The following is a 21,884-nucleotide window of genomic DNA, read 5'->3' on the forward strand; positions in this document are numbered from 1 at the left end:
GCGCGGCGGCGGCACGGCGCGGCCCTGCCTCAATCCTGCCGTGATCGATCCGCGTCCGCGCTGGCCGCGAGCCAATCGCGAAACCGGCGCTCGTCCGCGCTGAGCGCCTTGCCGCGCGGATGCACCAGATAATCGTGCCGCCCGGTGACCAGCGACATCGACCGAATCGCGCCGAGCTCGCCGGCCCGAATGGCCGGCTGCGCGATGAAATCCCACCCCAGCCCGATACCGAGCCCGAGCCGCGCGGCCTCGTACACCATGCCCGTCTGGTTGAAGGTCAGCAACGGCGCGGGTATCGATTCCTGAGAAAACTGCGCGAACCAGTCGCGCCAGTCGAGACAATCCCAATCCGTCGAATCGAGATGAATCAGCGGCGCTTGCGCGAGGGCCTCGACGGTGTCCGGCACCGGCCCGGCGTAACGCGCCGGGTTGTAGACCGGATAGACGATCTCGGGAAACAGCCGGATCGCGTCCAGCGAAGTCCACGCGCCGTCGCCGTAGAGGATGCCGAACGACACATCGGTGCAGCGCTTTTCGTTGATCGCGTTGGTTGCGCTGACATCGATCGGGATGCGGGGACAGTCGCGGGCGAAATCCGCCAACCTCGGCAGGAGCCAGTATTGGGCGACGGCGTCGGTGCAGATCACCGAGATCGCAGGCTCGCGGTCGTCGTTGCGAACCCGTGACAGGGTGTGCTGCATTCTCGACAGCAGCGGCTGCAGCTCGTCGAACAGCCGCCGCCCCGCCTCGCTGAGGCCGAGCGCGCGCGTGTGCCGCTCGAACAGCGTGCAGCCCAGCATGCTTTCGAGCGTCCGAACCTGCTTGCTCGCGGCGCTCTGCGTCATGCACAGCTCGCGCGCGGCCCGCGTGAAGCTGCCCAGCCGCGCCACCGATTCGAAACACCGCAGCGTCTCCAGCGGCGGAAGCGTCGCATTGCGTTTCGCGTTGAAACTGCTCATTGCCCTGCCTCTAGATCAGCACGTCGGCATCTTGCTGCGGCGCGTACCGGCCGGACTAGGATAATTTCGTCATCCTGCGTGAACAGCCCCGCCAGCCTCGCGCCATTTATTCCGATCCGGACTGCATCAGTCGATAAATTCGTTTGTGAGCGCGTGCCGCCGCCGATACGCTCGGCTTGCGCGTCGAACAGCAGAACGGCTTCATGCCGTCATCGACGCGTCGATTCAGACGCAACCGCGCAAGACGGCAACGCAATCGAAGTCACAACGGAGACAACGCCATGACACCGACACCCGGCAGCGGGGTACGCACCCACGCAGGCAAGGCCGCCACGCCCGCACACGATTCGAGCGGCCACGCCTCGACTCAAGAACCCGCGAAACACCTTGGACACGGCCTTCGGCAACGCCATGTCGTCATGCTGTCGATCGGCGGCAGCATCGGCGCGGGGCTGTTCGTCGGCTCCGGGCATGCCATCGCCGAAGCCGGCCCGGGGGCGATCCTCGCCTATGTGTTCGCCAGCGCGCTGGTGGTGCTCGTGATGCGCATGCTGGGCGAAATGGCCTGCGCGATGCCCGATTCGGGCTCGTTCTCCACCTATGCGTCGAAGGCCATCGGCCCGTGGGCGGGTTTCACGATCGGATGGATGTACTGGTGGTTCTGGGTGCTGCTGGTGCCGCTCGAAGCGACCGCCGCCGCCAACATCCTGAACAGCTGGTTTCCCGAGCTGGCCGTCTGGCAATACTGCGTGCTCGTGACCGTCCTGCTGACCGCCACCAACCTGTTCAGCGTCAAGAACTACGGCGAACTCGAATTCTGGTTCGCGCTCGTCAAGGTGGTGGCGATCACGGCGTTCGTGGCGCTGGGCGTCGTCGCGCTGGCCGGCGGCCTGCCGCACGTTCAACTGCATCCGCTCGCCACCATCACCGGGCACGAGGGCTTCCTGCCGCGCGGCTTCGCGCCGGTCGTCGGCGCGTTGCTGACGACCATGTTCACGTTCCTCGGCACCGAAGTCGTGACGATCGCGGCGGCGGAATCGGCCAACCCGGCCAAGGAGATCGCCCACGCCATCACGTCGGTGGTCTGGCGCATCTCGCTGTTCTATATCGGCTCGATCGCCATCATCATCTCGGTCGTGCCGTGGAACGATCCGGCGCTGCTGCGCATCGGCTCGTATCAGGCCGTGCTCGAGGTGTTCCATGTGCCGCATGCGAAGCTGATCGTCGATTCGCTGATCCTGGTGGCCGTCGCAAGCTGCCTGAACAGCGCGCTGTACACCGCGTCGCGCATGCTGTTTTCGCTGGGCACGCGCGGCCAGGCCCCCGCGCTGGTGACGTCCACCACGCGTTCGGGCGTGCCGGCCAACGCCGTGCTGGCCTCCACCGCGGTGGCGTTCGCCGGCTGCGCGGCCAACTACATCGCGCCGAAGTACGTGTTCGACACGCTGCTGGCCACCACTGGCGCGATCGCCCTGCTGGTCTATTTCATCATCGCGCTGAGCCAGATCCGGCTGCGCGCGCGGCTGGTGCGCGAGGGGGCGCTCAAGGTGCGCATGTGGGGCCATCCGTATCTGTCGATGGTCGCGATCCTGTTGATCGTGGGCGCGTTCGCGGTGATGGTGAACGCGCCGGATCATCGGCAGGAAGTGGTGCTGACGCTCGGTTCGTCGGCGGTGCTGGCGCTGATCGGCTGGCGGCTTCAGAAGCGGCGGCTCGGATAAGCGCCGTGGCGGTTCGCGTGGCGCTCAATCGCGCCACGCCAGCATGTCGTCGAGCAGCGGAACGAGCGCCAGCGCGACAAGCAGGACGGCGAGCGGCACCGTGGAGACGAACCCGAGATGCCGAAAGCCCGACGCCCCGGCCAGGCCGCCCACCAGGAACGACAGCAGCAGCGACCCGAGCAGCGCGAGCTTGCGGCGGTCGGCCCGCACCGCGGGCTCGGCCGCCGAGCCGGCGTTCCAGTAGAGCAGCTTGCCGAGCTCGATGCCGATATCGGTCACCAGCCCCGTGACGTGCGTGGTGCGGATCTCGGCCTTCGAGATCTTCGTGATCATGGCGTTCTGCAGGCCCATCACGTAGCAGAGCAGGCACACCGTGGCCGGCGCGAACAGCACGTGGTGCGTTTCGAGCTGTGCGCCGAGCAGGCCGAACATCAGCAGCAGCGTGGCTTCGAGCAGCAGCGGGATCGCATACAGGCTGGCCAGGCGCTTGCGCCGGCCCCAGTTGATCAGGATCGCCGAGGTGGCGGAGCCGGCGAGAAACGCCACAAGCGAGCTGATGGCGGCCGCCACCACGTCGAGCTCGCCGATCGCGAGATTGTCGGCCAGCGAGGACACGATGCCGGACATGTGGGACGTGTACTGCCCGACCGCGAAGAAGCCGCCCGCGTTGGCCGCGCCCGCCACGAACGCGAGCACGCGGCCGAGACGGCGGTTCGACGCATCGCTGCGCGCGGGGGCGGTGAAGCCGCGAAGATAATCGATTGGCATAGGAACCCTCGATGCCGGCGAACGGCGGTGCGGAGTGCGCCCCCGGTGCCGGGCGATCCTAACATGCGGGCGCGCCCGCTCGGTCCGCCGGCGTTCGCCTCCGGCATCTCAGGCCGCCACGCCCGCCGCGCGCTTCAGCGGCTCGCCCCGCGCCCGGTCGACGTCGGGACTGCGGTACATGTCCTCCGGAATCTCGGCCAACCGCGACGGCCGAATCTGCCGCAAGTCGAGCCCATACAGCTTCTGGAAGCTCATGATCAGCGGCGACCAGCGATCGGGATCGATCCGGTTCGGATTGCCGTCGAGCAGCAGGCCGGGATGCACGTGCACGCGCGTGACGCGCACCTCGAACAGCGTGATGCCGAGGCGCGTCGCGGCCGGCATGTCCTGGTTCATGTCGTGGCGTGCGGCGAGCACGGCTTCCATCTGAATCGGGCATTCGAGCGCGCGCGGCGCGGCGACGGTGTCCGACGCGATCGGCGTCATGCCGGCCCGCGCGAACTTGTCCGCCTCGTATTCGTAGCCCATCTTCAGGCGATGCTCGGGCACCGGGAAGCGGCACGTGGTGCGCGCGATCGCATCCACCGCGCCCGCCTCGGCGGGAGACGGCAGATTGATCACGCATTCCCCGGTGCGCGTGAGGTTCAGCGCCGTCTGCGAGGGGCCGATGCCGAGCACGCCGCGCCAGCCGAGCCAGAACACGGACGACAACGGCGCGAGATTCGCGGTGCCGTCCTCGTTCACGGTGCTCAGCAGCGTGACGGGCGTGCCGAGGTAGAGGATCGACGGTTCGGCGCGCACGTGCGGCGCGGTGGCGGAATCGGCGGCGGAATCGGTAATGGCGGCGGAGAAAGCGGAAGTCGTCATGATGGCGTTCATCTTGAGTGGATCGAGCCGCCATGGTCGCGAATCCGGCCCGCGCTGGCGTGCCGTTTATTGCGCTGTCACTGAAGCCGCATTTCCATCGGGAGGAGCCGCCGGACGCGATCCGCGGCGCGGTCGACCTGCCGGTGGGTCGACCCGCGCCCAGCCCAGGCAATCGTCATGAAGCCGATCCTGCGCCCGCCGGGCGGGATCGGCTTCCCGTCACGCCCGCTCAGAACGCGTGCGTCAGCCCGACCCGCGCGACGATCTGATGCGAGTTCGACGACACCCCGGCCGAGCCCGGAATATAGGCGTTGTCGAGCGCGAAGCCCGTCGCGCCGCCGCTCACCTTCTGATACACCGCCTGCGCATACAGCGCGGTGCGCGCCGACAGCGAATACTGCGCCATCGCGCCGAGCTGGTTCCAGTGCAGCGACGCCGCCGCGCCGCCCTGGCTCAGATGCGCCAGCGTGTACGTGTACATGCCGGCCAGGAAGAACGCGGGCGTGAGGTTGTATTTGACGTTCGCCTCGAAGTTGTCGAAGTTCAGGCCGGTGTTGTTCGGCCCGAGCGAATCGACGTAGATCGACGAGGTGGGCCGTTGCAGCGCCACATGCGTCCAGGTCGTCGAGATCACAGCCTTGCCGATGCCGTAGCTGCCGGCCACGCCGTAGATCTTCTCGTTGGCCGCCACGAACCCATAGTCGTCCGAAGCGATCGCGCCGCCCGCGGTGGTGCCGGGCGACGACAGATCCTCGTACACCGCTGCCAGCGACAGCGTCGAATAGTGATACTTCACGCCGGCCGCGTAGATCCGGTTGCCGGCGAAACCCGGCTGGTTGCCGAAGCCGTACAGGCCGGTGACCGACAGCCCGTGGAATTCGGGCGACAGGTATTTCACCGAATTGTTGGCATGGAACGACGCGTCGGTATTGTCGTTGTCCACCGGGTGCGAGAACAGGAAGCCGCCCCAGTTGCCGTTCGCCGTCATCAGGCCGATCGTGTCGGTCACGGTGTCGAACTGGCGGCCGAGCGTCACGGTGCCGAGCGCGGCCGATTCGAGCCCCACGTACGATTGATAGCCGAATTCGCGGCCGCCGTAATAGGCCTTGCCGTTGTCGAGCATCACGCCGCTTTCGAGATCGAAGATCGCGTGCACGCCGCCGCCGAGATCCTCGGTGCCCTTCAAGCCCCAGCGGCTCGTCACGAGATCCACGCTGGACGTCTGCCAGGCCTTGCTGCCGTTCGCGTTGCTGGTCAGGTTGATCCCTTCGTCGAGCACGCCGAACAGCGTGACGCTGCTTTGCGCGCAAGCGCTGCCGCTGGCGGCGGCCAGCATGCCGAACGTGACACCCCATGCCAATCGTTTCATGACGGATCCCTGTCGAGTGGTTGTGAATGGATTGATGAACTGCTCGCCGCACCGCGCCCCCCCGGCGCGGTGCGGTTTACCGCGGTTGACTGCGACTCAGTGCGGATGCGCGAAGCGGTGCGACAGCCAGACGGTCAGCACGGCGAGCGCCAGTGCGCCGTAAGGCAGCAGGTTTTTCCAGGCGGCGCGCGGCGGCGCCTTCAACGCCATGTCCTCGGCGCTGCGGGCCGGGAAGCGGCCGCGGTCCTGCCAGTAATGGCGATAGACGAACACCGGCACGATCAGCAGCATCGCCAGCAGGCCGTTGCGCAGCGTGCCCTCGCCCTGCAGATCCGCGCCCGCGCCCACGAACACCAGATCGGCGTAACCGCACACCGCGCCGAGCGCGAGCAGCCAGTTTGGGCAGCGGAACGGCCGCGCCCACTGGCCGCGATCCATGCGATGAATCCAGCCCGACTGCAGGTTCAGGAACACGAACAGCATGTAGCAGACGTTCGAGATCGACAGCACCGTCATGTAATCCGACATCATCAGCAGGATCAGGTTGAAGCCGAGGTCGGTCCACATCGCGCCGGTGGGCGCGCCGTGTTCGTTGACGCGCGACAGATAGCGCGGCAGCCAGCCGTCCACGGAGGCCTGATACAGCGTGCGCGACGAGCCCATCATCGAGGTCATCACGATCAGCAGGATCGACAGCATCAGCATCACCACCACGGCGTTGCCCACCCACGCGCCGCCGCCCACGATCTTCGCCATCGCGGCGCCCACGCCGGTGCCGTCGCCGATCGACGGATCGAGCATCGCGGCCGTGCCGAGCGCGCCCTGGAACGCGAGCGGCACGAGCGTCATGACGATCAGGCACAACGCGCCGGACCAGAAGATCGCGCGCGCCGTGTCCTTGCCCGGATCGCGGAATTCGCGCGTGTAGCAGACGGCCGTTTCGAATCCGTAGGAGGCCCAACCGGCCATGAACATCGCGCCGAGCGCCATCGTCACGCCCTGCCCGTTCCACGCGCCGAACGTGGCGGCGGTGAGGTTGCCGGCGGCGTCGTGGCCGAGCGGCAGCAGCGGCACCAGATGCGACATCGGCACGTCGCCCGTCGCGAACGGCACGATGCCGACGATCAGCAGCGGCGTGAGCGAGGCGATGCCGAGAATCTTCTGCGTCTTCGCGGCCTTCGACGCCCCGCTGTGCTGAAGGCGGAACGTGATCAGCAGGAACGCCGCGGCCAGCAGGAACGTGGCGTTGATCCGCAACGTGAGGCCCGGCTTGATGAAGCCGAGGTTGGCGACGGTGAGCTGCCAGTGCTGAATCGCCGCCTCGGGCGGGAACAGCGTGGCGAGCGCATAGCTCGCGGCGAGCCCGCAGCCGAGCGCGAGCATCGGCGACCACGCCAGCCAGTTGCACCACACCGATACCGGCGCAATCATCTTGCTGTAGCGCACCCAGCCGATCGCGCCGTACACGGACGCGCCGCCCGATTTGTGCGGAAACAGGCCCGAGATTTCGGCGTAGGTCGCGCTTTGCAGCAGCCCCATCGCGATCGACGCCACCCAGATCAGCCAGGCCGGCTGGCCGATCGTGGCGCACACGCCGCCCAGCGTGAACAGCACGCCGGCCGGCACGCCGCTGGTGACCCAGAACGCATCCTTCCATGTGAGGCCGCGCTGCAGCCCATGCTCGTGCGGCGCGGGCGCGGCTTGCGCGCGCCCGCTTCGCAGTCCAGCCTGTTCCATCCGTCTCCCCTTATCGTTTAGGACAATGAAATAATGACGGCCGCCGAACGCAGTGCGATCGGCGTCCATCGGGGTGGGTCAGCCGCGGCGCATTCAGTGCGTCGCGAGGTAGGCCTTGACGGCCGGCAGGCCCGGCTTGCCGTCGAGCGTGGTGACGCCGGCCAGCCATTTGTCGAGCACGGCCGGGTTGGCCTTGAGCCAGTCGGTCGCGGCCTTGTCGGGCTGCACCTTGTTCGTGATCGGCAGCATCACGTGGTTCTCCATGTCGGTCGTGAATTGCAGGTTCGACACGAACTTCGCCACGTTCGGGCAGCGCGCGGCGTAGTTGTTCGGCTCGACCGTCAGCACCTTGGCCTCACCGAAGTTCGGGCCGAACACGTCGTCGCCGCCGCTCAGATAGTTGATCTTCATCTGCACGTTCATCGGGTGCGGTTCCCAGCCGAGGAACACCACCCACTGCTTCTCGCGCACCGCGCGATTGACCTGCACCAGCATGCCGGCCTCGCTCGATTCGATCATCTTGAACTTGCCCAGGCCGAACTGGTTGCCGTCGATCATCTTCTGGATCAGGCGGTTGCCGTCGTTGCCCGGCTCGATGCCGTAGATATGGCCTTGCAGCTTGTCCGCGAACTTGGCGATGTCGGCGAACGAGCGCAGCCCGGCCGCGTATTCGTAATCGGGCACGGCCAGCGTGTATTTCGCGCCGGTCAGGTTCGGCGTGGGCAGCACCGTGAACGCGTGGGCCTGCGTGAACGGCGCGACGATCGGATCCATGGTGGGCGACCAATAGCCGAGGAACACGTCGATCTGCCCGCTCTTGACGCCGGCGAACGTGATCGGCACCGATGCGATCGTCTTGGTCGGCTTGTAGCCGAGCCCGGCCAGCACGCTCGAGGCGAGGCCGGTGGTGGCGGCGATGTCGGTCCAGCCGACGTCGGCGAAGCGCACGGCGGAGCACGATGCCGGGTCGGCGGCCTGCGCCGGCGCGGCCAGCGCGCCCATCAACGACATCGCGCTCAGCGCCTGAACGGCTGCTGCGGCCTTGGATTGCTTGAATCGCGTCAACATGAAGGACTCCCGTACGGGTTGCAGGTGGTAGGCGTGATGGAGCCGGAGATCCGGCCGGGCGCTCGGCCGTCTAGGCGGCCAGCGGAATCGGGGTGGGCGACGGCGCGGCGCGCCGTTCGTGGCTCGGCGCATGGCCGAACAGCGTGCGATAGGCCTTGCTGAAATGGCAGGCGGACTGGAAGCCGCACAGCGCGGTGACGCGCGCGATCGACAGATCGGTGCCGCGCAGCATCGAGCGCGCGCGCTTGAGCCGCGTGCCCACGTAATACTGGGTGGGCGCGATGTCGAGGTAATGCCGGAACATGCGCTGCATGTTGCGCTCCGACATGCCGATCAGCCGCGCCAGCTCGGGCAGCGGCAAGGGCTCCTCCACATTGGCCTCCATCAGGCGCACCGCCTCCACCAGCTCGGTGCGCGAAAAACCGACGCGCGAACCGACCGGCACCGGCTGCGGATGATGGGCATCCCTGACCTGTTGCAGCACGAACTGCGCCGACACCGCCGCGGCCAGCTCCGCGCCGAACTGCTCGCGCATCAGATGCAGCATCAGGTCGAGCGGCGCCGCGCCGCCCGTGCAGGTCAGCCGGTCGCGATCCACCACGAACAGTTCGTTGGCGAACCGCACCGCCGGAAATTCGCCGTGCAGCGCGGCGAGCTGCTCCCAATGCGTGGCGCAGCGATAGCCGTCGAGCAGGCCGGCCGCCATCAACGCATAAGCGCCCGTGCAGATGCCGCCGAGCGTCACGCCGTGCGCGGCCGCGCGGCGCAGCACGGCGCGCGTCGGCGCATCCACCGCTTCGCGCATGCGCACGCCGCCGCAGACGATCAGGACGTCGGGCCACGCCGCGCCGGGATCGAGGCGATGGGTGGGACGTGCCGCGATGCCGTTGCTGGCCGCCGCCGGCTCGCCGTCGGCCGAATACACGGTCCATCGATACAGCTCGCGCCGCGCCACGTAGTTCGCCATCCGCAACGCCTCGACGGCGCTCGTGAACGCGATCATCGAAAAGCCGGGCAACGTCAGGAAACCGAAATGCCTGGCCGGTGCGCCGCCGGCCGGCAGCGGGCTGCCAAGCAGGGGCATGACGGGTGACGCGTAATCGGACAAGTCGGACATGGCGTGATCGGAGGCAAGGTGCGCCGCATGCAGCGGTCTGGAATGCGCGCCGCGCGATCGAACGCGCGGCGCCGTGTCTCGGGCCCGCATCGCGCCCTGCCCGAGACGGCCGGCGCGCTGCAAATCCCATGTAGTGAATCATTCGTGGAATAAAATCGGCGGAACCGAGGTTTTGCGACACGCGCCTTTCCAAAAACGACTTGGCCAGGTCGAGCGGTTTTTATGAAAGCCTTATGCAATAAGGCATTTTCTTGAACGAGGCTTCAATTTTCTCTGCCAAACCGCGCATTGCACGCGGCCGGGCCGGTTTGCCGATTGATCGGGAATTCAATGTCCGCATAAGATGGCGGGCATTCGGCAACCCGTTCGGCAACCTCCACGCATCATCATGCCAAAAATTGGAATCCGCGAAGTGCGGCGCGCGCAACTGATCGATGCGACCTTGCAGACCATCGAGCACGAAGGTTTGCCCGGCACCACGCTCGCGCTGGTCGCGCAACGCGCCAACATCTCGACCGGCATCGTCAGCCATTATTTCGGCGGCAAGGACGGCCTGCTCGAGGCCACCATGCGCCATATCCTGCACGATCTGTGGACGGCCACGCAGCGCCGCCGCCTCGCGGCGCGGGACGAGCCGCGCGCCCGGCTGCGCGCCATCGTCGCCGCGAATTTCGACGTCTCGCAGGTCAGTTCGCCCGTCATGAAGACCTGGCTCGCGTTCTGGGCCGAGAGCATGCATCAGCCCGCGCTGGGCCGGTTGCAGCGCCTGAATACGCGGCGGCTCTACTCGAACCTGTGCGCGGAGTTCAAGCACGCGCTGCCGGTGGCGGCGGCCCGGCGCGCGGCCACCGGCCTGGCCGCCATCATCGACGGCCTGTGGCTGCGCGGCGCGACCTCCGGCCAGCCGTTCGACACGAAATCGGCGTTGCGCGTGGCGAACGACTATATCGACCTGCTGCTGGCGGCCGGCGCGGGCGACGACTGACGCGGCGGCCCCGCCGGAAACGGTTCGGCCTCCTCAGCGCCACGTCAGGATCACCGATCCCGCCAGCAGCGCCCCCAGCACCAGATTGAGCGCGCGCCACTGCCGCGGCGTGCGGAACATCCGCGCCAGCAGCGCGCCGAGCGAGCACCACAACGCCAGCGACGCGCTCGCCGCCACGGCGAACGACACCGCGAGCAGCAGCGCCAGCCGGCCCGGGCTGTTCGCCAGCAGGGCGAACGAAGCCGCCGCCCCCACCGTCATCGCCCAGCTTTTCGGGTTGAGCCACAACAGCATCGCGCCGTTGACGAGCGTGATCGGCCGGGCCGGCCCCTCGCCCGCATTCATCGGGCCGCTGCGCGCGATGCGCCAGGCGAGCCACAGCAGATAGGCCGAGCCGATCGCCTTCACCGCCGTCTGCAGCGCGGGCATCGCCAGCAGCACGCTGGCCAGCCCGAGCGCGGCGAACGCCGCAAGCGACGCCAGCCCCAGCGCGATTCCCAGCATCATCGGCACCGAGCGCACGAAGCCGAAGCGCGCGCCCGACGCCGTGGCCAGCGTGGTGGCGCCGCCGGGCGTGACGGTCGCCACCACGACGAAGAGAAACAGCGGAGCGTAAGCGGCAGCCATCGGTGCGGTCCTGTCGGTCAAAACACCGACTGTAGCGAGCCGCGATTCATCAGGAAAACCAATAATATTGATGCGATCCATTACGCCGCATAATGCGCCGATGACCCGAAACCTCGATCTCGATCTGATCCGCACCTTCGTGGCCGTGGCCGACTGCGGCAGCATGACCGTCGCCGCGAACCGGCTGCACATGACGCAAGGCGCCGTCAGCCAGCAGGTGAAGCGCCTGGAGGACACGCTCGGCTGCCTGCTGTTCGTGCGTCAAACGCGCAAGCTCGCGCTGTCGCGCCAGGGCGAGCCGTTCCTCGTCAAGGCGCGCCAGTTGCTGCATCTCAACGACGACATCTGGTCCGACATGCAGGCCGACGCGTTGCGCGGCAGCCTGCGGGTCGGCGTGCCGTTCGACCTCGTCACGCCGCTCGCGCCGGCGATGAAGGCGTTCGCGCAGGCGCATCCGCAGGTGGAGCTGTCGCTGGTGTGCGCGGCGTCGGCCGAGTTGAGCGAGGCGCTGGCCGCGGGCCGGGTGGACGTGGCGCTGGTGGAATCGGTGGCGAGCGAGGCGGCCGGCGACGTGATCCGCGTCGAACCGCTGGTGTGGGTGGCAGGCCGCGGCAGCGAGGCGTGGCGGAAGCGGCCGTTGCCGCTGTCGATGGTGGACGAGCGCTGCGCGTTCCGCCCGTGGGTGCTCGGCGCGCTCGCCGAGCGGGACATCGCCTGGCGCACCGTGTTCGAGAGCGGCAGCATCGAGGCCACCGCCGCCACGGTGCGCGCGGGCCTGGCCGTGGCCGACGTGGCGGCCGCCAGCGGCTTCGTCGATCAGAGCCACTTCACGCGCCACTTCAAGCGCATGTTCGGCGTGCCGCCCGGCCGCTGGCAGAGCGCGAAGAAGTAGGCGCGCCGCCCCCGCAAGAACGTACAAGCCCGCCTGCCGCCGCTTCGCTATGCTCGGCGTTCCAGGAGGACTCACCGTTGAACCCGTCTCACCCCAATCCATCCCCCGCGCCGCGCCCGCTGCGCGAATTCGCCGACGGCGCGCGCGATACGTTCCCGATGATGGTCGGCGCCGCGCCGTTCGGCGTGATCTTCGGCACGCTCGTCACGGCCGGGCCGCTGGCCTGGTGGCACGGCGAGCTGATGTCGCTGATCGTGTTCGCCGGCTCGGCGCAGTTCATCGCGATCGGCCTGCTGGCCGGCGGCGCCGGCGCGCTGGTCGTGATCGCCACCACGCTGATCGTCAACCTGCGCCATCTGCTGTATTCGGCCACGCTCGCGCCGTATGTCGCGCACCTGCCGCTGCGCTGGCGCGCCACGCTCGGCGCGCTGATGACCGACGAGGTGTTCGCGGTGGCCTACGCGCGCTACCGCCATACGCGTCCCGGCGACATGGGGCCGCACTACTTCCTCGGCTCCGGCGTGGCGATGTACGTGAACTGGCAGATCTGGACCGTGGTCGGGCTGCTGTTCGGCGCGGCGTTTCCGGGCCTGCAGGCGCTCGGGCTCGACTTCGCGATGGCCGCCACGTTCATCGCGATCGTGGTGCCGCAACTGGCCGCGTTCCGCTATCTGGCCGCGGCCGCCACGGCCGGCGTGATTGCCCAGCTCTGCCACGCGCTGCCCTACAAGTTGAACCTGCTGGCCGCCGTGGTGGCGGGCGTGACGGTGGGCGTGGCGCTGTCGCTGCGCGATCACGTCCGTGCGCGCCGCTGTTCGGGGGCCGCATCGTGAGCTATGTCCTGATCCTGCTCGGCATGGCCGCCGTCACCTATGCGATCCGCACGACGCTGTTCCTGTTCGGCGAGCGGCTGGTGTTTCCGCCGCTGGTGCGCACCGCGCTCGGCTTCGTGCCCGTCACGGTGCTGACGGCGATCATCGTGCCGATGACGGTCGCGCCGCACGGCGGCGGCGTCGAACTCGGCCTGCGCAATCCGCAACTGGTGGGCGGCCTGGCGGCGGTGGCCGTCTCGGCCGCCACGCGCCGGCCATTGCTGACGATCGCCGTCGGGCTGGCGGTGTTCTTCGTCTGGCAGGGCGTGGTGATGCCGCGCTGGCTGCCGGCCTGAGGCTTCGGGGCGTACCGCCCCGCTTCGGCTGCGGCTGCGGCTGCGGCTCTCGCTGCCCCGCCTCCCCGCCGGAACCGTTCGCGGGCCAAACACGGCCTTGGCGGATCCTGGCCCGCCGCGGCCCGGCCTGCGTACGCCGGCGCGCGGCGGCCGCCCGAACCCGGCTCCGCCGAACCGGCCGAGCCTGCCGCGCACGGAACCTACACGCCCCCGCCCGCGGCCTCAAGTTTCGTCCGCACGCGCCGATAAGAGAGGAAAACCCTCCTGGCGCCAATCGCGACGGAGCCGGCCGGCATCAGCCGCGGCCGGCCGATGCGGGCGGCGCGTGCCGGCGCGCGGTCGACGCCGGCAGCCACCGCGTTCCGAGAAATTCATGGGTCATATCACGCTGTCGATCAAGGACGACACCATCACGTCGCTGCGCAAGGATTTCGATGCGTTCGTGCGTGTCTCGCTGAAGCTCGATCCGCAGTTCGCGACGCCCTCGTTCGAGGATTTCCTACGCGCCAAGCTGCTCGACAACATGGTGCCGCTCACCGAGCACGCCGTGCAGCGCATGTTGCAGGGCGGCCAGTACGCCTGGGCCAAGCGCACGCTCGACAAGGAATTCCCGAACGTGGTGGAGATCCTGATGCGTCAGGCCGAAACGTTCGGCTTCGGCTTCGCCTCGCGCAGCGAATGGACCCCCGACGAGCTGCTGAAGGCCTGCCACGACTGGGCCGCCGCGATCGTCACGGAAGCCCAGGGCGACGCCTCGCTGGTCGATCCGCTGGCCGCGCAGATCAAATCGGCCGTGCACGACATCCAGACGCTCGAGGAACGCATGCAGACGCCGGCCTGGCGTCTGGCCGAATCGCTGCGCCAACGCGTGTACGAAGCCAAGCTGGCCTGCGAGATGAGCGTGGGCAGCACGGCGCGCGAGAAGCTCGGCGAGCTGCGCGGGCTGTTGCGGCTCGGGCTGTCGCATGGCTCGTTCCAGAAGCAGGAAGCGCAGCAGATCATGGAATACCTGCGCCTGCTGAAGCCGGAAATCTTCGTCGAGGAGCCGCACGACGTGTTCACGCGGCTCGCCGCCTGGCTGCGCGGCATCTTCATGGTGCCCGCGCCGGCCAAGGCCGCGCCGCAGAACCCGGCCGCGCGCCAGCCGCAGCAGCGTCAGTAACCGCCGTCACCGCCGCGCCCGCTCGGGCGCCGCACACGCACAACGGGCCGGACATCGCACGAAGCGATCTCCGGCCCGTTGCCGTTTTCAGGCCCGGCCACGGCGGCGGATCGGCGTCCCGGCCCGCCGCCGCGCCGCTTACTGCGACTGGCCGGTGCCCGGCGTGCCCGATGTCCCATTGCCGGCCGGCGACATGCCGTTCGTGTTGCCGTTCACCGCATCGCCCGCCTTCGAATTGGCGCCGTGCGCCGAACTGTTGGCGCGCGTCTTGGCGTGATGCTTCATCGTGTGCTTGGCGCCCGGCGCGCTCATCGCGCCGCTGTTGGGCGGCGTGCCGTTGCCCGGCGCGGTCGGCGCGGCGTCGTTGCCACCGGTGCCGCCCGACTGGCCGCCAGCGCCAGCCGCGCCGCCACCGCCCGCTTGGGCCATCGCGGAAGTCGCCGCGAACACGGTCGTCGTCACCAGCGCAGCGCCCATCAGCATTTTGCGAATCGTGGTCATAGCATTTCTCCTCGGGGAAGTGGCCGGCGCGGCCATCGAAACGGGCCGCACCGCCCCGCCGCAACATGCGGCAGTTGGTAGACAGACCGGCCCGTGCCGCGGCCGGTTCGCCGGAAACGCCGACTGTTACCCAAGCTTGCATTTGCTGACGGTTGACATACATCCGCTTACATCGGCCGTCGGCCCGCGCCCGGGAAACATGCGTTTCGCTTCCGGTTCCGTTTCCGACGCAGCGAACGTTCCCGTTCCGCACCAGCCCCGCGTTCCTTGCAAACGCCCGCCAATCGGGCCGATTCGCGCGCCGTGCTCGCCCGCGGCCCCGCGCTGGCTTATGATGCGAGCCTTGCTTTTTTACACATCGCGCGCCGTTCGCGCGCACCGACCGATGCCCAACCTCGATTTCACGCTGACCGGCGATTACGTCGAACTGCACAACCTCCTCAAGATCACCGGCATCGCCGACAGCGGCGGCTCCGCGAAGGTGCTGGTCGCCTCGGGCGCCGTCAAGGTGGACGGCGCGACCGAGCTGCGCAAGACCTGCAAGATCCGCGCGGGCCAGGTGGTGCTGTTCGAGGACACGCGCATCGCCGTTCACGGGGCCTGAGCGCCCAAGCGTCGGCAACGCCGCCCGAGCCGCGGCCGCCGTTGTCCCTTCGCCCGGTACGGCAATTCGACAGCCGTTCGGGAACCCCGTAAGCTTGCAGTCTCACTACAACAACAGAGAGCGCGGGCCTGCCTTCCCGCGGCCCCGTCATGTCGCTTCCCGGCCTCCCGCGCGCGGCCCACGCGCCGCCGTCCTTTTCCCGTCACGCCGCCGACACCGCCCGTCTCGCCGCGCCGCTCGCGATCGCCCAGTTGTCGCAAATGGCGATGAGCGTGACCGACACCGTGCTGCTCGGCTCGCTCGGCCCCGACGCGCTCGCGGCCGGCGGCCTCGGCGCGACGCTGTTCTTCGTGGTGGTCACGGTGCTGCAGGGCGTGCTGACCTCGGTCAGCGTCAGCGTCGCCCATGCGCGCGGCGCGCAGGAAGACGACCGCATCCCGCACATCTACTGGACGGGCGTGGCGCTCTCGCTGCTGCTGTCGGTGCCGGCCATCGTCCTGCTGCTGTTCGCCGAACCGCTGCTGCTGATGTTCCACGAGCCGGCCGAGCTGGCGCGCAACATCGGCCAATACTGCCGCGTGCTGTGCTTCGCCGCGCCCGGCAGCCTGATCGGCGTGGGCCTGATGCGCGCGTTCCTGCCGGCGATCGGCGCGGGGCGGCGGCTGCTGGGCGTGTCGATCGCGAGCGTCGGCGTCAACGCGGTGCTGAACTACGGGCTGATCCACGGCGCGTTCGGCATGCCGCGTCTCGGCTTTCTCGGCTCGGCGGTGGCCACCACGCTGTCGATCTGGCTGACGGCCGTCGCGCTGATCCTGCTGCTGCACGGCCGCCCGGCGTTCCGTCATTTCGTGGCAGCGTCGCGGCCGAAGCTGCCGCTGATGGGCGAACTGATCGGCGTCGGCTGGCCGGTGGCGATCACCTACGGGGTCGAATCGACGTTGTTCCTCGCCACCGGCCTGACCATCGGCGTGCTCGGCGAATCGTCGCTGGCCGCCCACCAGATCGCGCTGAACGTCGCCTCGGTCATGTTCATGGTGCCGCTGGCGATCGGCCAGGCGGCCAACGTGCGGGTGGGCTACTGGATGGGCGCGGGCGCGCCGCTGGCCGCGCGCCATGCGGGCTTCGCGGCGATCGGGCTCGGCGTGGCGTTCATGTCGCTGTCGGGGCTGCTGCTGATCGCCGCGCCGCACGCGATCGTCGGGCTCTATCTGCACCTCGACGATCCGAAGAACGCCGGCACCGTCGCGCTCGCCACGCGGCTGCTCGCCATCGCGGCGCTGTTCCAGATCGTCGACGGCATGCAGACGGTCGGCTCGGGCTGCCTGCGCGGCCTGAAGGACACGCGCGTCCCGATGATCGTCGCGACGCTCGGCTACTGGGGCATCGGCTTTCCGGTCGGCTACTGGTTCGCGTTCCACGTCGGGCTCGGCGCGCGCGGGCTGTGGTGGGGGCTGGCGGCCGGGCTGGCCAGCGTCGCCGTGCTGATGACGTGGCGCTTCCACAGCAAGACCCGCGCGGCGCGCGGCAGCGCGCACTGATTGGCCGGCGGCCGACACGGCGCGCGCGTTCGAGGCGCGCCGGCCGCGCTTCTCGCTTCTCGCTTCTCGCTTCTCGCCTTCCCGCCTTCCCGCCTTCCCGCCTTCCCGCCTTCCCGCCTTCCCGCCTTCAGCCAGTATCCCGCGCCGCCGATACCCGCACGCCCACCCGTCCCTTTGCCCGCCGCGCCGCGAGCCGACGTAAAATCGCGCCCGGCGCTATGCTTGTCGCCTCTGGACGCCGTCGTCAGAACGGTGCCCGTCCCTACCTACGCTTTCGTGCCGCGCCGCCGCGCGCGGCGAAGCCAATTTTCGTGACGGAGTCATCAAGATGAGCGAAGCAGTACGCATGGAACGCGACACGTTCGGCGAGATCGCCGTGCCGGACGCCCGCCTGTGGGGCGCGCAAACGCAGCGGTCGCTGCAGAACTTCAAGATCTCGACCGAGAAGCAATCGCCCGAGCTGATCCACGCGCTCGCGCTGATCAAGCGCGCGGCCGCCAGCGTCAACCGCGAACTCGGCGTGCTGGCCGAGGACAAGGCCGGCGCGATCGTCGCGGCCGCCGACGAGATCATCGCCGGCCGTCATCCCGAGGAATTCCCGCTGGCCGTCTGGCAGACGGGCTCGGGCACGCAGACCAACATGAACCTCAACGAGGTCATCGCGAACCGCGCCAGCGAGCTGCTCGGCGGCGTGCGCGGCGAGTCGCGCAAGGTTCACCCGAACGACGACGTGAACCGCGGCCAGTCGTCGAACGACGTGTTCCCCACGGCCATGCACATCGCCGCCGCGTTCGCGATCCACAACCAGTTGCTGCCGGCGCTCAAGCGCCTGCGCGCCACGCTCGACGAGAAATCGAAGGCGTTCGCCGACATCGTCAAGATCGGCCGCACCCACCTGCAGGACGCCACGCCGCTCACGCTCGGCCAGGAGTTCTCGGGCTACGTGGCGCAGCTCGATCACGGCATCCGCCACGTCGAAGCGACGCTGCCGCATCTGTACGAACTGGCGCAGGGCGGCACGGCCGTCGGCACCGGCCTGAACGCGCATCCGAAGTTCGCGGCGGCCGTGGCCGGCGAGATCGGCAAGCTCACGCAACTGCCGTTCGTGACCGCGCCGAACAAGTTCGAGGTGATGGCCGCGGCCGACGCGCTGGTGTTCGCGCACGGCGCGCTGAAAACCGTCGCCGCGAGCCTCATGAAGATCGCCAACGACGTGCGCTGGCTCGCGAGCGGCCCGCGCTGCGGCCTCGGCGAGCTGTCGATCCCCGAGAACGAGCCGGGCAGCTCGATCATGCCGGGCAAGGTCAACCCGACCCAGTCCGAAGCCGTGACGATGCTGTGCTGCCAGGTGTTCGGCAACGACGTGGCCGTCAACTTCGGCGGCGCGAGCGGCAACTTCGAGCTGAACGTGTTCCGGCCGATGATCGCGCACAACGTGCTGCAATCGGTGCGCCTGCTGGCCGACGGCGCGCTGAGCTTCAACGATCACTGCGCGGTGGGCATCGAGCCGAATCGCCCACGCATCGACACGCTGCTCAACGAATCGCTGATGCTCGTGACGGCGCTCAATCCGCACATCGGCTACGACAAGGCCGCGCAGATCGCCAAGAAGGCGCACAAGGAAGGCACGACGCTGAAGGCGTCCGCGCTGGCGCTCGGCTACGTGACCGACGCGCAGTTCGACGAGTGGGTCAAGCCGCACGAGATGATCGGCAACCACTAAGCTGCATCGCCATCACAACGCACAAGGCCGGCAAATGCCGGCCTTGTCGTTTGTCTTGCTGGAAAAGCGCGCCGTTCAGACGGTGCCTTTCGCCACTTCCTCGGGCTTCAGCTCGACGATCTTGTCGAGCGCGGCGCGCACGTCCATCGCGTATTGCTGGAGGCGGCGCTCCTCGTCGTTGCTCGGCACGAACGGCGGCACGGGCAACGGGTTGCCGTTCTCGTCGACGGCCACGAACACCACCAGGCAATCGGTGGTCTGGCGCAGCACGCCGCCCTTCGGGTCGCCCGCGTGCACCGAGACGTGGATGTGCATGCTGGTGCGGCCCGTCGCGACCACGCGCGCCTTCAGCTCGACCAGGTTGCCGACCAGGATCGGCCGCTGGAAACGGATGTTGCCGACGCTGACGGTCACGCAATAGCGGCTCGACCAGATCGCCGCGCAGGCGTAGGCGGTTTCGTCGATCCATTTCATCAACGCACCGCCGTGGACCTTGCCGCCGAAGTTCACCGAGGTGGGCTCGGCGAGGAAACGGAACACGGTCTCGGTGCGATCGAGGGGCGCGGTGGGCGATGAGTTCGACATCTTGGCTCCGTTTCGACGGTATCGTGTGGGTGCGACGATTATACGGGGCGGCCCGGAGAACGGCCCCCGGCCCGGCTCAGTTGTGGACGGTGACGCCCTGGTCGATCGTGCCGTACATCTCGATGCTGCCGTGGCCGCCGTCCGACGCGCCGCCGCCGTTGGCGCAGCCCGCGCAGCAGCCGGCCGCCACGAGCGCCGCCAGCAGCATCCTGATCGTTCCGCGCATGATGTCCGTCCCTTGAAGTTCGATGACCGCATTCTACGCGGCGCCCCGCGCATTCCACGTTTCACGATCGGATGAAGCGTTGCGTGCCGCGCCCGCCTACACTGAGCGGATTCCCATCGCCCCCGAGGAGCCGCCCATGATCGCGACCGACCCGCACTTTCCCGGCCTGAGCCGGATCGGCGCGCTGCTGGCCGACCCCGGCCGCGCGGCGATGCTGTGGGCGCTGATGGACGGCAGCGCGCGACCGGCCGGCGAATTGACGCAGATCGCCGGGATGTCGCCGTCGGCAGGCAGCGCCCATCTGGCGCGCCTGAGCGACGGCGGCCTGCTCGCGCTGGAGGTGCGCGGCCGCCATCGCTATTACCGGATCGCTTCGCCCGACATCGCCGCCTCGATCGAGGCGCTCGCCAATCTCGCGCAGGCCACGGCGGCCACGCGCCCGGCGCCGGTTGCGGCGCGCACCGTGCCGCCGGCGATGCGCCACGCGCGCACCTGCTACGACCACATGGCCGGCGAACTGGCCGTGCGCGTCTACGACCGCATGCTCGAACGCGGCTGGCTGGCCGCCCGCGAGCGCGAGGTGGACGTGACGCCGCTCGGCGCGGAGGCGTTCGCGCAGCGCTGGCGCATCGACATCGGCGCGCAACGCCAGCGCAAGCGGCGCTTCGCCTGCACCTGCCTCGACTGGAGCGAGCGGCGCGTGCATCTGGCCGGCGCGCTCGGCGCGGCGCTGCTCGACGCCTGGCTCGACGCGCGCTGGGTCGAGCCGGCCGGCCAGCCGCGCGTGCTGCGCATCACGCCGGATGGACAGCGCCGGTTCGAGGCGCTGTTGGCCGACGCTTGATGGACTAGACGGCTTCGAGACGCGGCTGACCGATGGCTGACGGGCTACACGGCTTCGAAGCGCTGCCGGCCGATGGCTGACGACTACACATCGTCGAAGCGAGACTGTCCAACGCCTGATGGCCCACACCGCTTCGAAGCGCCGCCGGCCGATGGCTGATGACTACACATCGTCGAAGCAAGACTGTCCAACGCCTGACGGCCCACACGGCTTCGAGGCGCTGCTGGCCGAAGGCCGACGGACAACGCCGTTTCGAGTCGCCGCCGACCGACATCCGACAACGCGCCGCAAGACGTCCCGGCAAGCCCAGCGCGAACGTCGACATGCTTTGTTACGCCCTGCGCGCGCGCATTACAAAAGCGGCGATCCGGATACACGAGGCGCGGGTACAGTGGGCGCACGCGGGGCAGGCACGCACCCGCGACGATCCGATCTCGAGCCCGACATGACCTCGCTCCGCGCCCCGTATTCCCTCAGCTCGCTGGCCGCCTCGACGCTGCTCGCGATCGCGACGCTCGCCGCCGCGTTGCCGCCCGCGTTCGCCCAGACGCCGCCCGCGCCGACCGGCGCGCCTGCAGCGCAGGCCGGCGGCGATCCGCCGTCGCGCGTCGCGCGGCTCGATTACCTGTCCGGCCCGGTCACCACCGAGCCGGCCGGCGCGAGCGACTGGTCGTATGCGACCGTCAACCGCCCGCTGACCACCGGCGACCAGCTCTGGAACGACCAGGGCGCGCGCTCGGAGCTGCATATCGGCTCGACGGCCGTGCGGCTCGACCAGTCGACCTCGCTCGCGATCCTCAATCTCGACGACAGCAGCACGCAACTGAAGGTGGGCGTCGGCACGCTGTCGACGCACGTGCGCGAGCTCGCGCCCGGCGGCGCCTACGAGATCGATACGCCGAACCTCGCGCTCGCGCTGAACGGCCCCGGCGACTACCGCGTCGACGTCGCGCCGGACGGCGCCTCGACCACCGTCACCGTGCGCCGCGGCGCGGCGACCGCCTACGGCGAGGCGGGCCAGATCCCGATCGCGGCCGGCCAGCAACTGACGTTCGCCGGCACCAACCTGCAGAGCACCGCCAGCAACGCCGCGCCGCCGGCCGATCCGTTCGATCGCTGGGCCGCCGCGCGCGATGCGGCCGAGGATCGGTCGATCTCGGCGCGCTACGTGTCGCGCGAGATTCCGGGCTATCAGGATCTCGACGCGAACGGCACCTGGCGCGAGACGCCCGAATACGGCGCGGTCTGGACGCCGAACAGCACGCCGGCGGGCTGGGCGCCGTATCACACCGGCCACTGGATCTGGCAGGCGCCATGGGGCTGGACCTGGGTCGACGATGCGCCGTGGGGCTTCGCGCCCTATCACTACGGCCGTTGGGCCTATGTCGACGACAGTTGGGCCTGGGTGCCCGGCCCCGTCGTC

General features: G+C 69.0%; 23 protein-coding genes. 12 read left to right on the top strand and 11 right to left on the bottom strand.

Translation table 11 applies throughout. The annotated features are described in order from the left end of the window. Positions 1–29: 29 nt before the first annotated feature. The gene (locus tag G3N92_RS08240; protein ID WP_206126972.1) at positions 30–959 is read right to left on the bottom strand and encodes a LysR substrate-binding domain-containing protein; all 930 of its coding nucleotides are present in this window, start codon (positions 957–959) and stop codon (positions 30–32) included. A gap of 419 nt (positions 960–1,378) precedes the next feature. Here G3N92_RS08240 and G3N92_RS08245 point away from each other — a divergent pair, with 419 nt between their 5' ends. Beyond that, the gene (locus tag G3N92_RS08245; protein WP_241014662.1) at positions 1,379–2,680 is read left to right on the top strand and encodes an amino acid permease; all 1,302 of its coding nucleotides are present in this window, start codon (positions 1,379–1,381) and stop codon (positions 2,678–2,680) included. Between the two features lie 24 nt (positions 2,681–2,704). On the opposite strand, the gene G3N92_RS08250 is transcribed toward G3N92_RS08245, so the two are convergent. Together G3N92_RS08250 and G3N92_RS08255 are read right to left on the bottom strand one after the other, a co-directional pair. Next, the gene (locus G3N92_RS08250; RefSeq protein ID WP_206126974.1) at positions 2,705–3,448 is read right to left on the bottom strand and encodes a YoaK family protein; all 744 of its coding nucleotides are present in this window, start codon (positions 3,446–3,448) and stop codon (positions 2,705–2,707) included. A 108-nt stretch (positions 3,449–3,556) separates the two neighbouring features. Next, positions 3,557–4,315 (bottom strand): flavin reductase family protein, encoded by a 759-nt coding sequence (locus G3N92_RS08255; protein WP_206126975.1) that lies wholly within the window; start codon positions 4,313–4,315, stop codon positions 3,557–3,559. A gap of 32 nt (positions 4,316–4,347) precedes the next feature. Between G3N92_RS08255 and G3N92_RS08260 the strand changes: the two genes are divergently transcribed. Beyond that, positions 4,348–4,584: a hypothetical protein gene (locus G3N92_RS08260; RefSeq protein ID WP_206126976.1), complete on the top strand. Its 237-nt coding sequence runs from the start codon at positions 4,348–4,350 to the stop codon at positions 4,582–4,584. Here the strand turns inward: G3N92_RS08260 and G3N92_RS08265 are convergent. From G3N92_RS08265 to G3N92_RS08280, 4 genes are all read right to left on the bottom strand, one after another. Further along, positions 4,545–5,684, bottom strand: a complete 1,140-nt coding sequence (locus G3N92_RS08265) for a porin (protein WP_206126977.1) — start codon at positions 5,682–5,684, stop codon at positions 4,545–4,547. The two genes, G3N92_RS08260 and G3N92_RS08265, sit on opposite strands and share 40 nt — an antisense overlap. Positions 5,685–5,780: 96 nt before the next feature. Next, positions 5,781–7,421 (bottom strand): APC family permease, encoded by a 1,641-nt coding sequence (locus G3N92_RS08270; RefSeq protein ID WP_206126978.1) that lies wholly within the window; start codon positions 7,419–7,421, stop codon positions 5,781–5,783. Positions 7,422–7,514: 93 nt separating this feature from the next. After that, positions 7,515–8,423 carry a choline ABC transporter substrate-binding protein gene (locus tag G3N92_RS08275; RefSeq protein ID WP_241014663.1) on the bottom strand — a complete coding sequence of 303 codons (909 nt, stop codon included), beginning with the start codon at positions 8,421–8,423 and terminating at the stop codon, positions 7,515–7,517. Positions 8,424–8,559: 136 nt separating this feature from the next. Next, the gene (locus G3N92_RS08280) at positions 8,560–9,573 is read right to left on the bottom strand and encodes a GlxA family transcriptional regulator (protein WP_206126994.1); all 1,014 of its coding nucleotides are present in this window, start codon (positions 9,571–9,573) and stop codon (positions 8,560–8,562) included. Positions 9,574–9,994: 421 nt separating this feature from the next. Between G3N92_RS08280 and betI the strand changes: the two genes are divergently transcribed. Then, positions 9,995–10,591 carry a transcriptional regulator BetI gene (gene betI, locus G3N92_RS08285; protein WP_206126979.1) on the top strand — a complete coding sequence of 199 codons (597 nt, stop codon included), beginning with the start codon at positions 9,995–9,997 and terminating at the stop codon, positions 10,589–10,591. Between the two features lie 33 nt (positions 10,592–10,624). Here the strand turns inward: betI and G3N92_RS08290 are convergent, their stop codons facing one another. After that, positions 10,625–11,218 carry a LysE family translocator gene (locus tag G3N92_RS08290; RefSeq protein WP_206126980.1) on the bottom strand — a complete coding sequence of 198 codons (594 nt, stop codon included), beginning with the start codon at positions 11,216–11,218 and terminating at the stop codon, positions 10,625–10,627. A 100-nt stretch (positions 11,219–11,318) separates the two neighbouring features. Here G3N92_RS08290 and G3N92_RS08295 point away from each other — a divergent pair, with 100 nt between their 5' ends. The 4 genes from G3N92_RS08295 to G3N92_RS08310 all read left to right on the top strand — a co-directional run bounded on the left by G3N92_RS08295 (position 11,319) and on the right by G3N92_RS08310 (position 14,440). Then, the gene (locus G3N92_RS08295) at positions 11,319–12,110 is read left to right on the top strand and encodes a LysR family transcriptional regulator (protein WP_206126981.1); all 792 of its coding nucleotides are present in this window, start codon (positions 11,319–11,321) and stop codon (positions 12,108–12,110) included. Between the two features lie 77 nt (positions 12,111–12,187). Next, positions 12,188–12,943, top strand: a complete 756-nt coding sequence (locus G3N92_RS08300) for an AzlC family ABC transporter permease (RefSeq protein ID WP_206126982.1) — start codon at positions 12,188–12,190, stop codon at positions 12,941–12,943. Further along, positions 12,940–13,278, top strand: coding sequence for an AzlD domain-containing protein (locus tag G3N92_RS08305; protein WP_206126983.1), 339 nt, complete (start codon positions 12,940–12,942; stop codon positions 13,276–13,278). Before G3N92_RS08300 ends, G3N92_RS08305 begins: the two co-directional genes overlap by 4 nt. A 373-nt stretch (positions 13,279–13,651) precedes the next feature. Then, positions 13,652–14,440 (top strand): DUF4088 family protein, encoded by a 789-nt coding sequence (locus G3N92_RS08310; RefSeq protein WP_206126984.1) that lies wholly within the window; start codon positions 13,652–13,654, stop codon positions 14,438–14,440. 138 nt (positions 14,441–14,578) lie between these two features. On the opposite strand, the gene G3N92_RS08315 is transcribed toward G3N92_RS08310, so the two are convergent. Further along, positions 14,579–14,941, bottom strand: coding sequence for a hypothetical protein (locus G3N92_RS08315; RefSeq protein ID WP_206126985.1), 363 nt, complete (start codon positions 14,939–14,941; stop codon positions 14,579–14,581). 385 nt (positions 14,942–15,326) lie between these two features. Between G3N92_RS08315 and G3N92_RS08320 the strand changes: the two genes are divergently transcribed. The 3 genes from G3N92_RS08320 to fumC all read left to right on the top strand — a co-directional run bounded on the left by G3N92_RS08320 (position 15,327) and on the right by fumC (position 18,806). Then, on the top strand, positions 15,327–15,545 hold the full coding sequence (locus G3N92_RS08320) for an RNA-binding S4 domain-containing protein (protein WP_206126986.1): 219 nt from the start codon (positions 15,327–15,329) through the stop codon (positions 15,543–15,545). A 149-nt stretch (positions 15,546–15,694) separates the two neighbouring features. Continuing rightward, positions 15,695–17,083 carry an MATE family efflux transporter gene (locus tag G3N92_RS08325; protein WP_206126987.1) on the top strand — a complete coding sequence of 463 codons (1,389 nt, stop codon included), beginning with the start codon at positions 15,695–15,697 and terminating at the stop codon, positions 17,081–17,083. A gap of 328 nt (positions 17,084–17,411) precedes the next feature. Further along, the gene (gene fumC / locus G3N92_RS08330; protein WP_206126988.1) at positions 17,412–18,806 is read left to right on the top strand and encodes a class II fumarate hydratase; all 1,395 of its coding nucleotides are present in this window, start codon (positions 17,412–17,414) and stop codon (positions 18,804–18,806) included. A gap of 75 nt (positions 18,807–18,881) precedes the next feature. Here fumC and G3N92_RS08335 read toward each other — a convergent pair whose 3' ends face one another. Beyond that, entirely contained in the window at positions 18,882–19,391 is a 510-nt protein-coding gene (locus G3N92_RS08335) for an acyl-CoA thioesterase (RefSeq protein ID WP_206126989.1), read from the bottom strand. Positions 19,392–19,467: 76 nt separating this feature from the next. Further along, positions 19,468–19,617 carry a hypothetical protein gene (locus G3N92_RS08340; RefSeq protein ID WP_206126990.1) on the bottom strand — a complete coding sequence of 50 codons (150 nt, stop codon included), beginning with the start codon at positions 19,615–19,617 and terminating at the stop codon, positions 19,468–19,470. 136 nt (positions 19,618–19,753) lie between these two features. Here G3N92_RS08340 and G3N92_RS08345 point away from each other — a divergent pair, with 136 nt between their 5' ends. Beyond that, positions 19,754–20,461, top strand: coding sequence for a metalloregulator ArsR/SmtB family transcription factor (locus tag G3N92_RS08345; RefSeq protein ID WP_206126991.1), 708 nt, complete (start codon positions 19,754–19,756; stop codon positions 20,459–20,461). Between the two features lie 445 nt (positions 20,462–20,906). Continuing rightward, the coding region (locus G3N92_RS08350) for a DUF6600 domain-containing protein (RefSeq protein ID WP_339385854.1) at positions 20,907–21,884 on the top strand (978 nt) is incomplete at its 3' end.

Source organism: Burkholderia sp. Ac-20379 (assembly GCF_017104645.1).
In the GTDB taxonomy this organism is placed as follows: domain Bacteria; phylum Pseudomonadota; class Gammaproteobacteria; order Burkholderiales; family Burkholderiaceae; genus Burkholderia.

Excerpts from the sequence above, each read along its gene's own strand:
- G3N92_RS08240 (WP_206126972.1), bottom strand. The coding sequence starts at position 959 with ATGAGCAGTTTCAACGCGAAACGCAATGCGACGCTTCCGCCGCTGGAG.
- G3N92_RS08245 (WP_241014662.1), top strand. The coding sequence starts at position 1,379 with ATGCTGTCGATCGGCGGCAGCATCGGCGCGGGGCTGTTCGTCGGCTCC.
- G3N92_RS08250 (WP_206126974.1), bottom strand. The coding sequence starts at position 3,448 with ATGCCAATCGATTATCTTCGCGGCTTCACCGCCCCCGCGCGCAGCGAT.
- G3N92_RS08255 (WP_206126975.1), bottom strand. The coding sequence starts at position 4,315 with ATGACGACTTCCGCTTTCTCCGCCGCCATTACCGATTCCGCCGCCGAT.
- G3N92_RS08260 (WP_206126976.1), top strand. The coding sequence starts at position 4,348 with ATGGTCGCGAATCCGGCCCGCGCTGGCGTGCCGTTTATTGCGCTGTCA.
- G3N92_RS08265 (WP_206126977.1), bottom strand. The coding sequence starts at position 5,684 with ATGAAACGATTGGCATGGGGTGTCACGTTCGGCATGCTGGCCGCCGCC.
- G3N92_RS08270 (WP_206126978.1), bottom strand. The coding sequence starts at position 7,421 with ATGGAACAGGCTGGACTGCGAAGCGGGCGCGCGCAAGCCGCGCCCGCG.
- G3N92_RS08275 (WP_241014663.1), bottom strand. The coding sequence starts at position 8,423 with ATGGGCGCGCTGGCCGCGCCGGCGCAGGCCGCCGACCCGGCATCGTGC.
- G3N92_RS08280 (WP_206126994.1), bottom strand. The coding sequence starts at position 9,573 with ATGCCCCTGCTTGGCAGCCCGCTGCCGGCCGGCGGCGCACCGGCCAGG.
- betI (WP_206126979.1), top strand. The coding sequence starts at position 9,995 with ATGCCAAAAATTGGAATCCGCGAAGTGCGGCGCGCGCAACTGATCGAT.
- G3N92_RS08290 (WP_206126980.1), bottom strand. The coding sequence starts at position 11,218 with ATGGCTGCCGCTTACGCTCCGCTGTTTCTCTTCGTCGTGGTGGCGACC.
- G3N92_RS08295 (WP_206126981.1), top strand. The coding sequence starts at position 11,319 with ATGACCCGAAACCTCGATCTCGATCTGATCCGCACCTTCGTGGCCGTG.
- G3N92_RS08310 (WP_206126984.1), top strand. The coding sequence starts at position 13,652 with ATGGGTCATATCACGCTGTCGATCAAGGACGACACCATCACGTCGCTG.
- G3N92_RS08315 (WP_206126985.1), bottom strand. The coding sequence starts at position 14,941 with ATGACCACGATTCGCAAAATGCTGATGGGCGCTGCGCTGGTGACGACG.
- G3N92_RS08320 (WP_206126986.1), top strand. The coding sequence starts at position 15,327 with ATGCCCAACCTCGATTTCACGCTGACCGGCGATTACGTCGAACTGCAC.
- G3N92_RS08325 (WP_206126987.1), top strand. The coding sequence starts at position 15,695 with ATGTCGCTTCCCGGCCTCCCGCGCGCGGCCCACGCGCCGCCGTCCTTT.
- fumC (WP_206126988.1), top strand. The coding sequence starts at position 17,412 with ATGAGCGAAGCAGTACGCATGGAACGCGACACGTTCGGCGAGATCGCC.
- G3N92_RS08335 (WP_206126989.1), bottom strand. The coding sequence starts at position 19,391 with ATGTCGAACTCATCGCCCACCGCGCCCCTCGATCGCACCGAGACCGTG.
- G3N92_RS08340 (WP_206126990.1), bottom strand. The coding sequence starts at position 19,617 with ATGCGCGGAACGATCAGGATGCTGCTGGCGGCGCTCGTGGCGGCCGGC.
- G3N92_RS08345 (WP_206126991.1), top strand. The coding sequence starts at position 19,754 with ATGATCGCGACCGACCCGCACTTTCCCGGCCTGAGCCGGATCGGCGCG.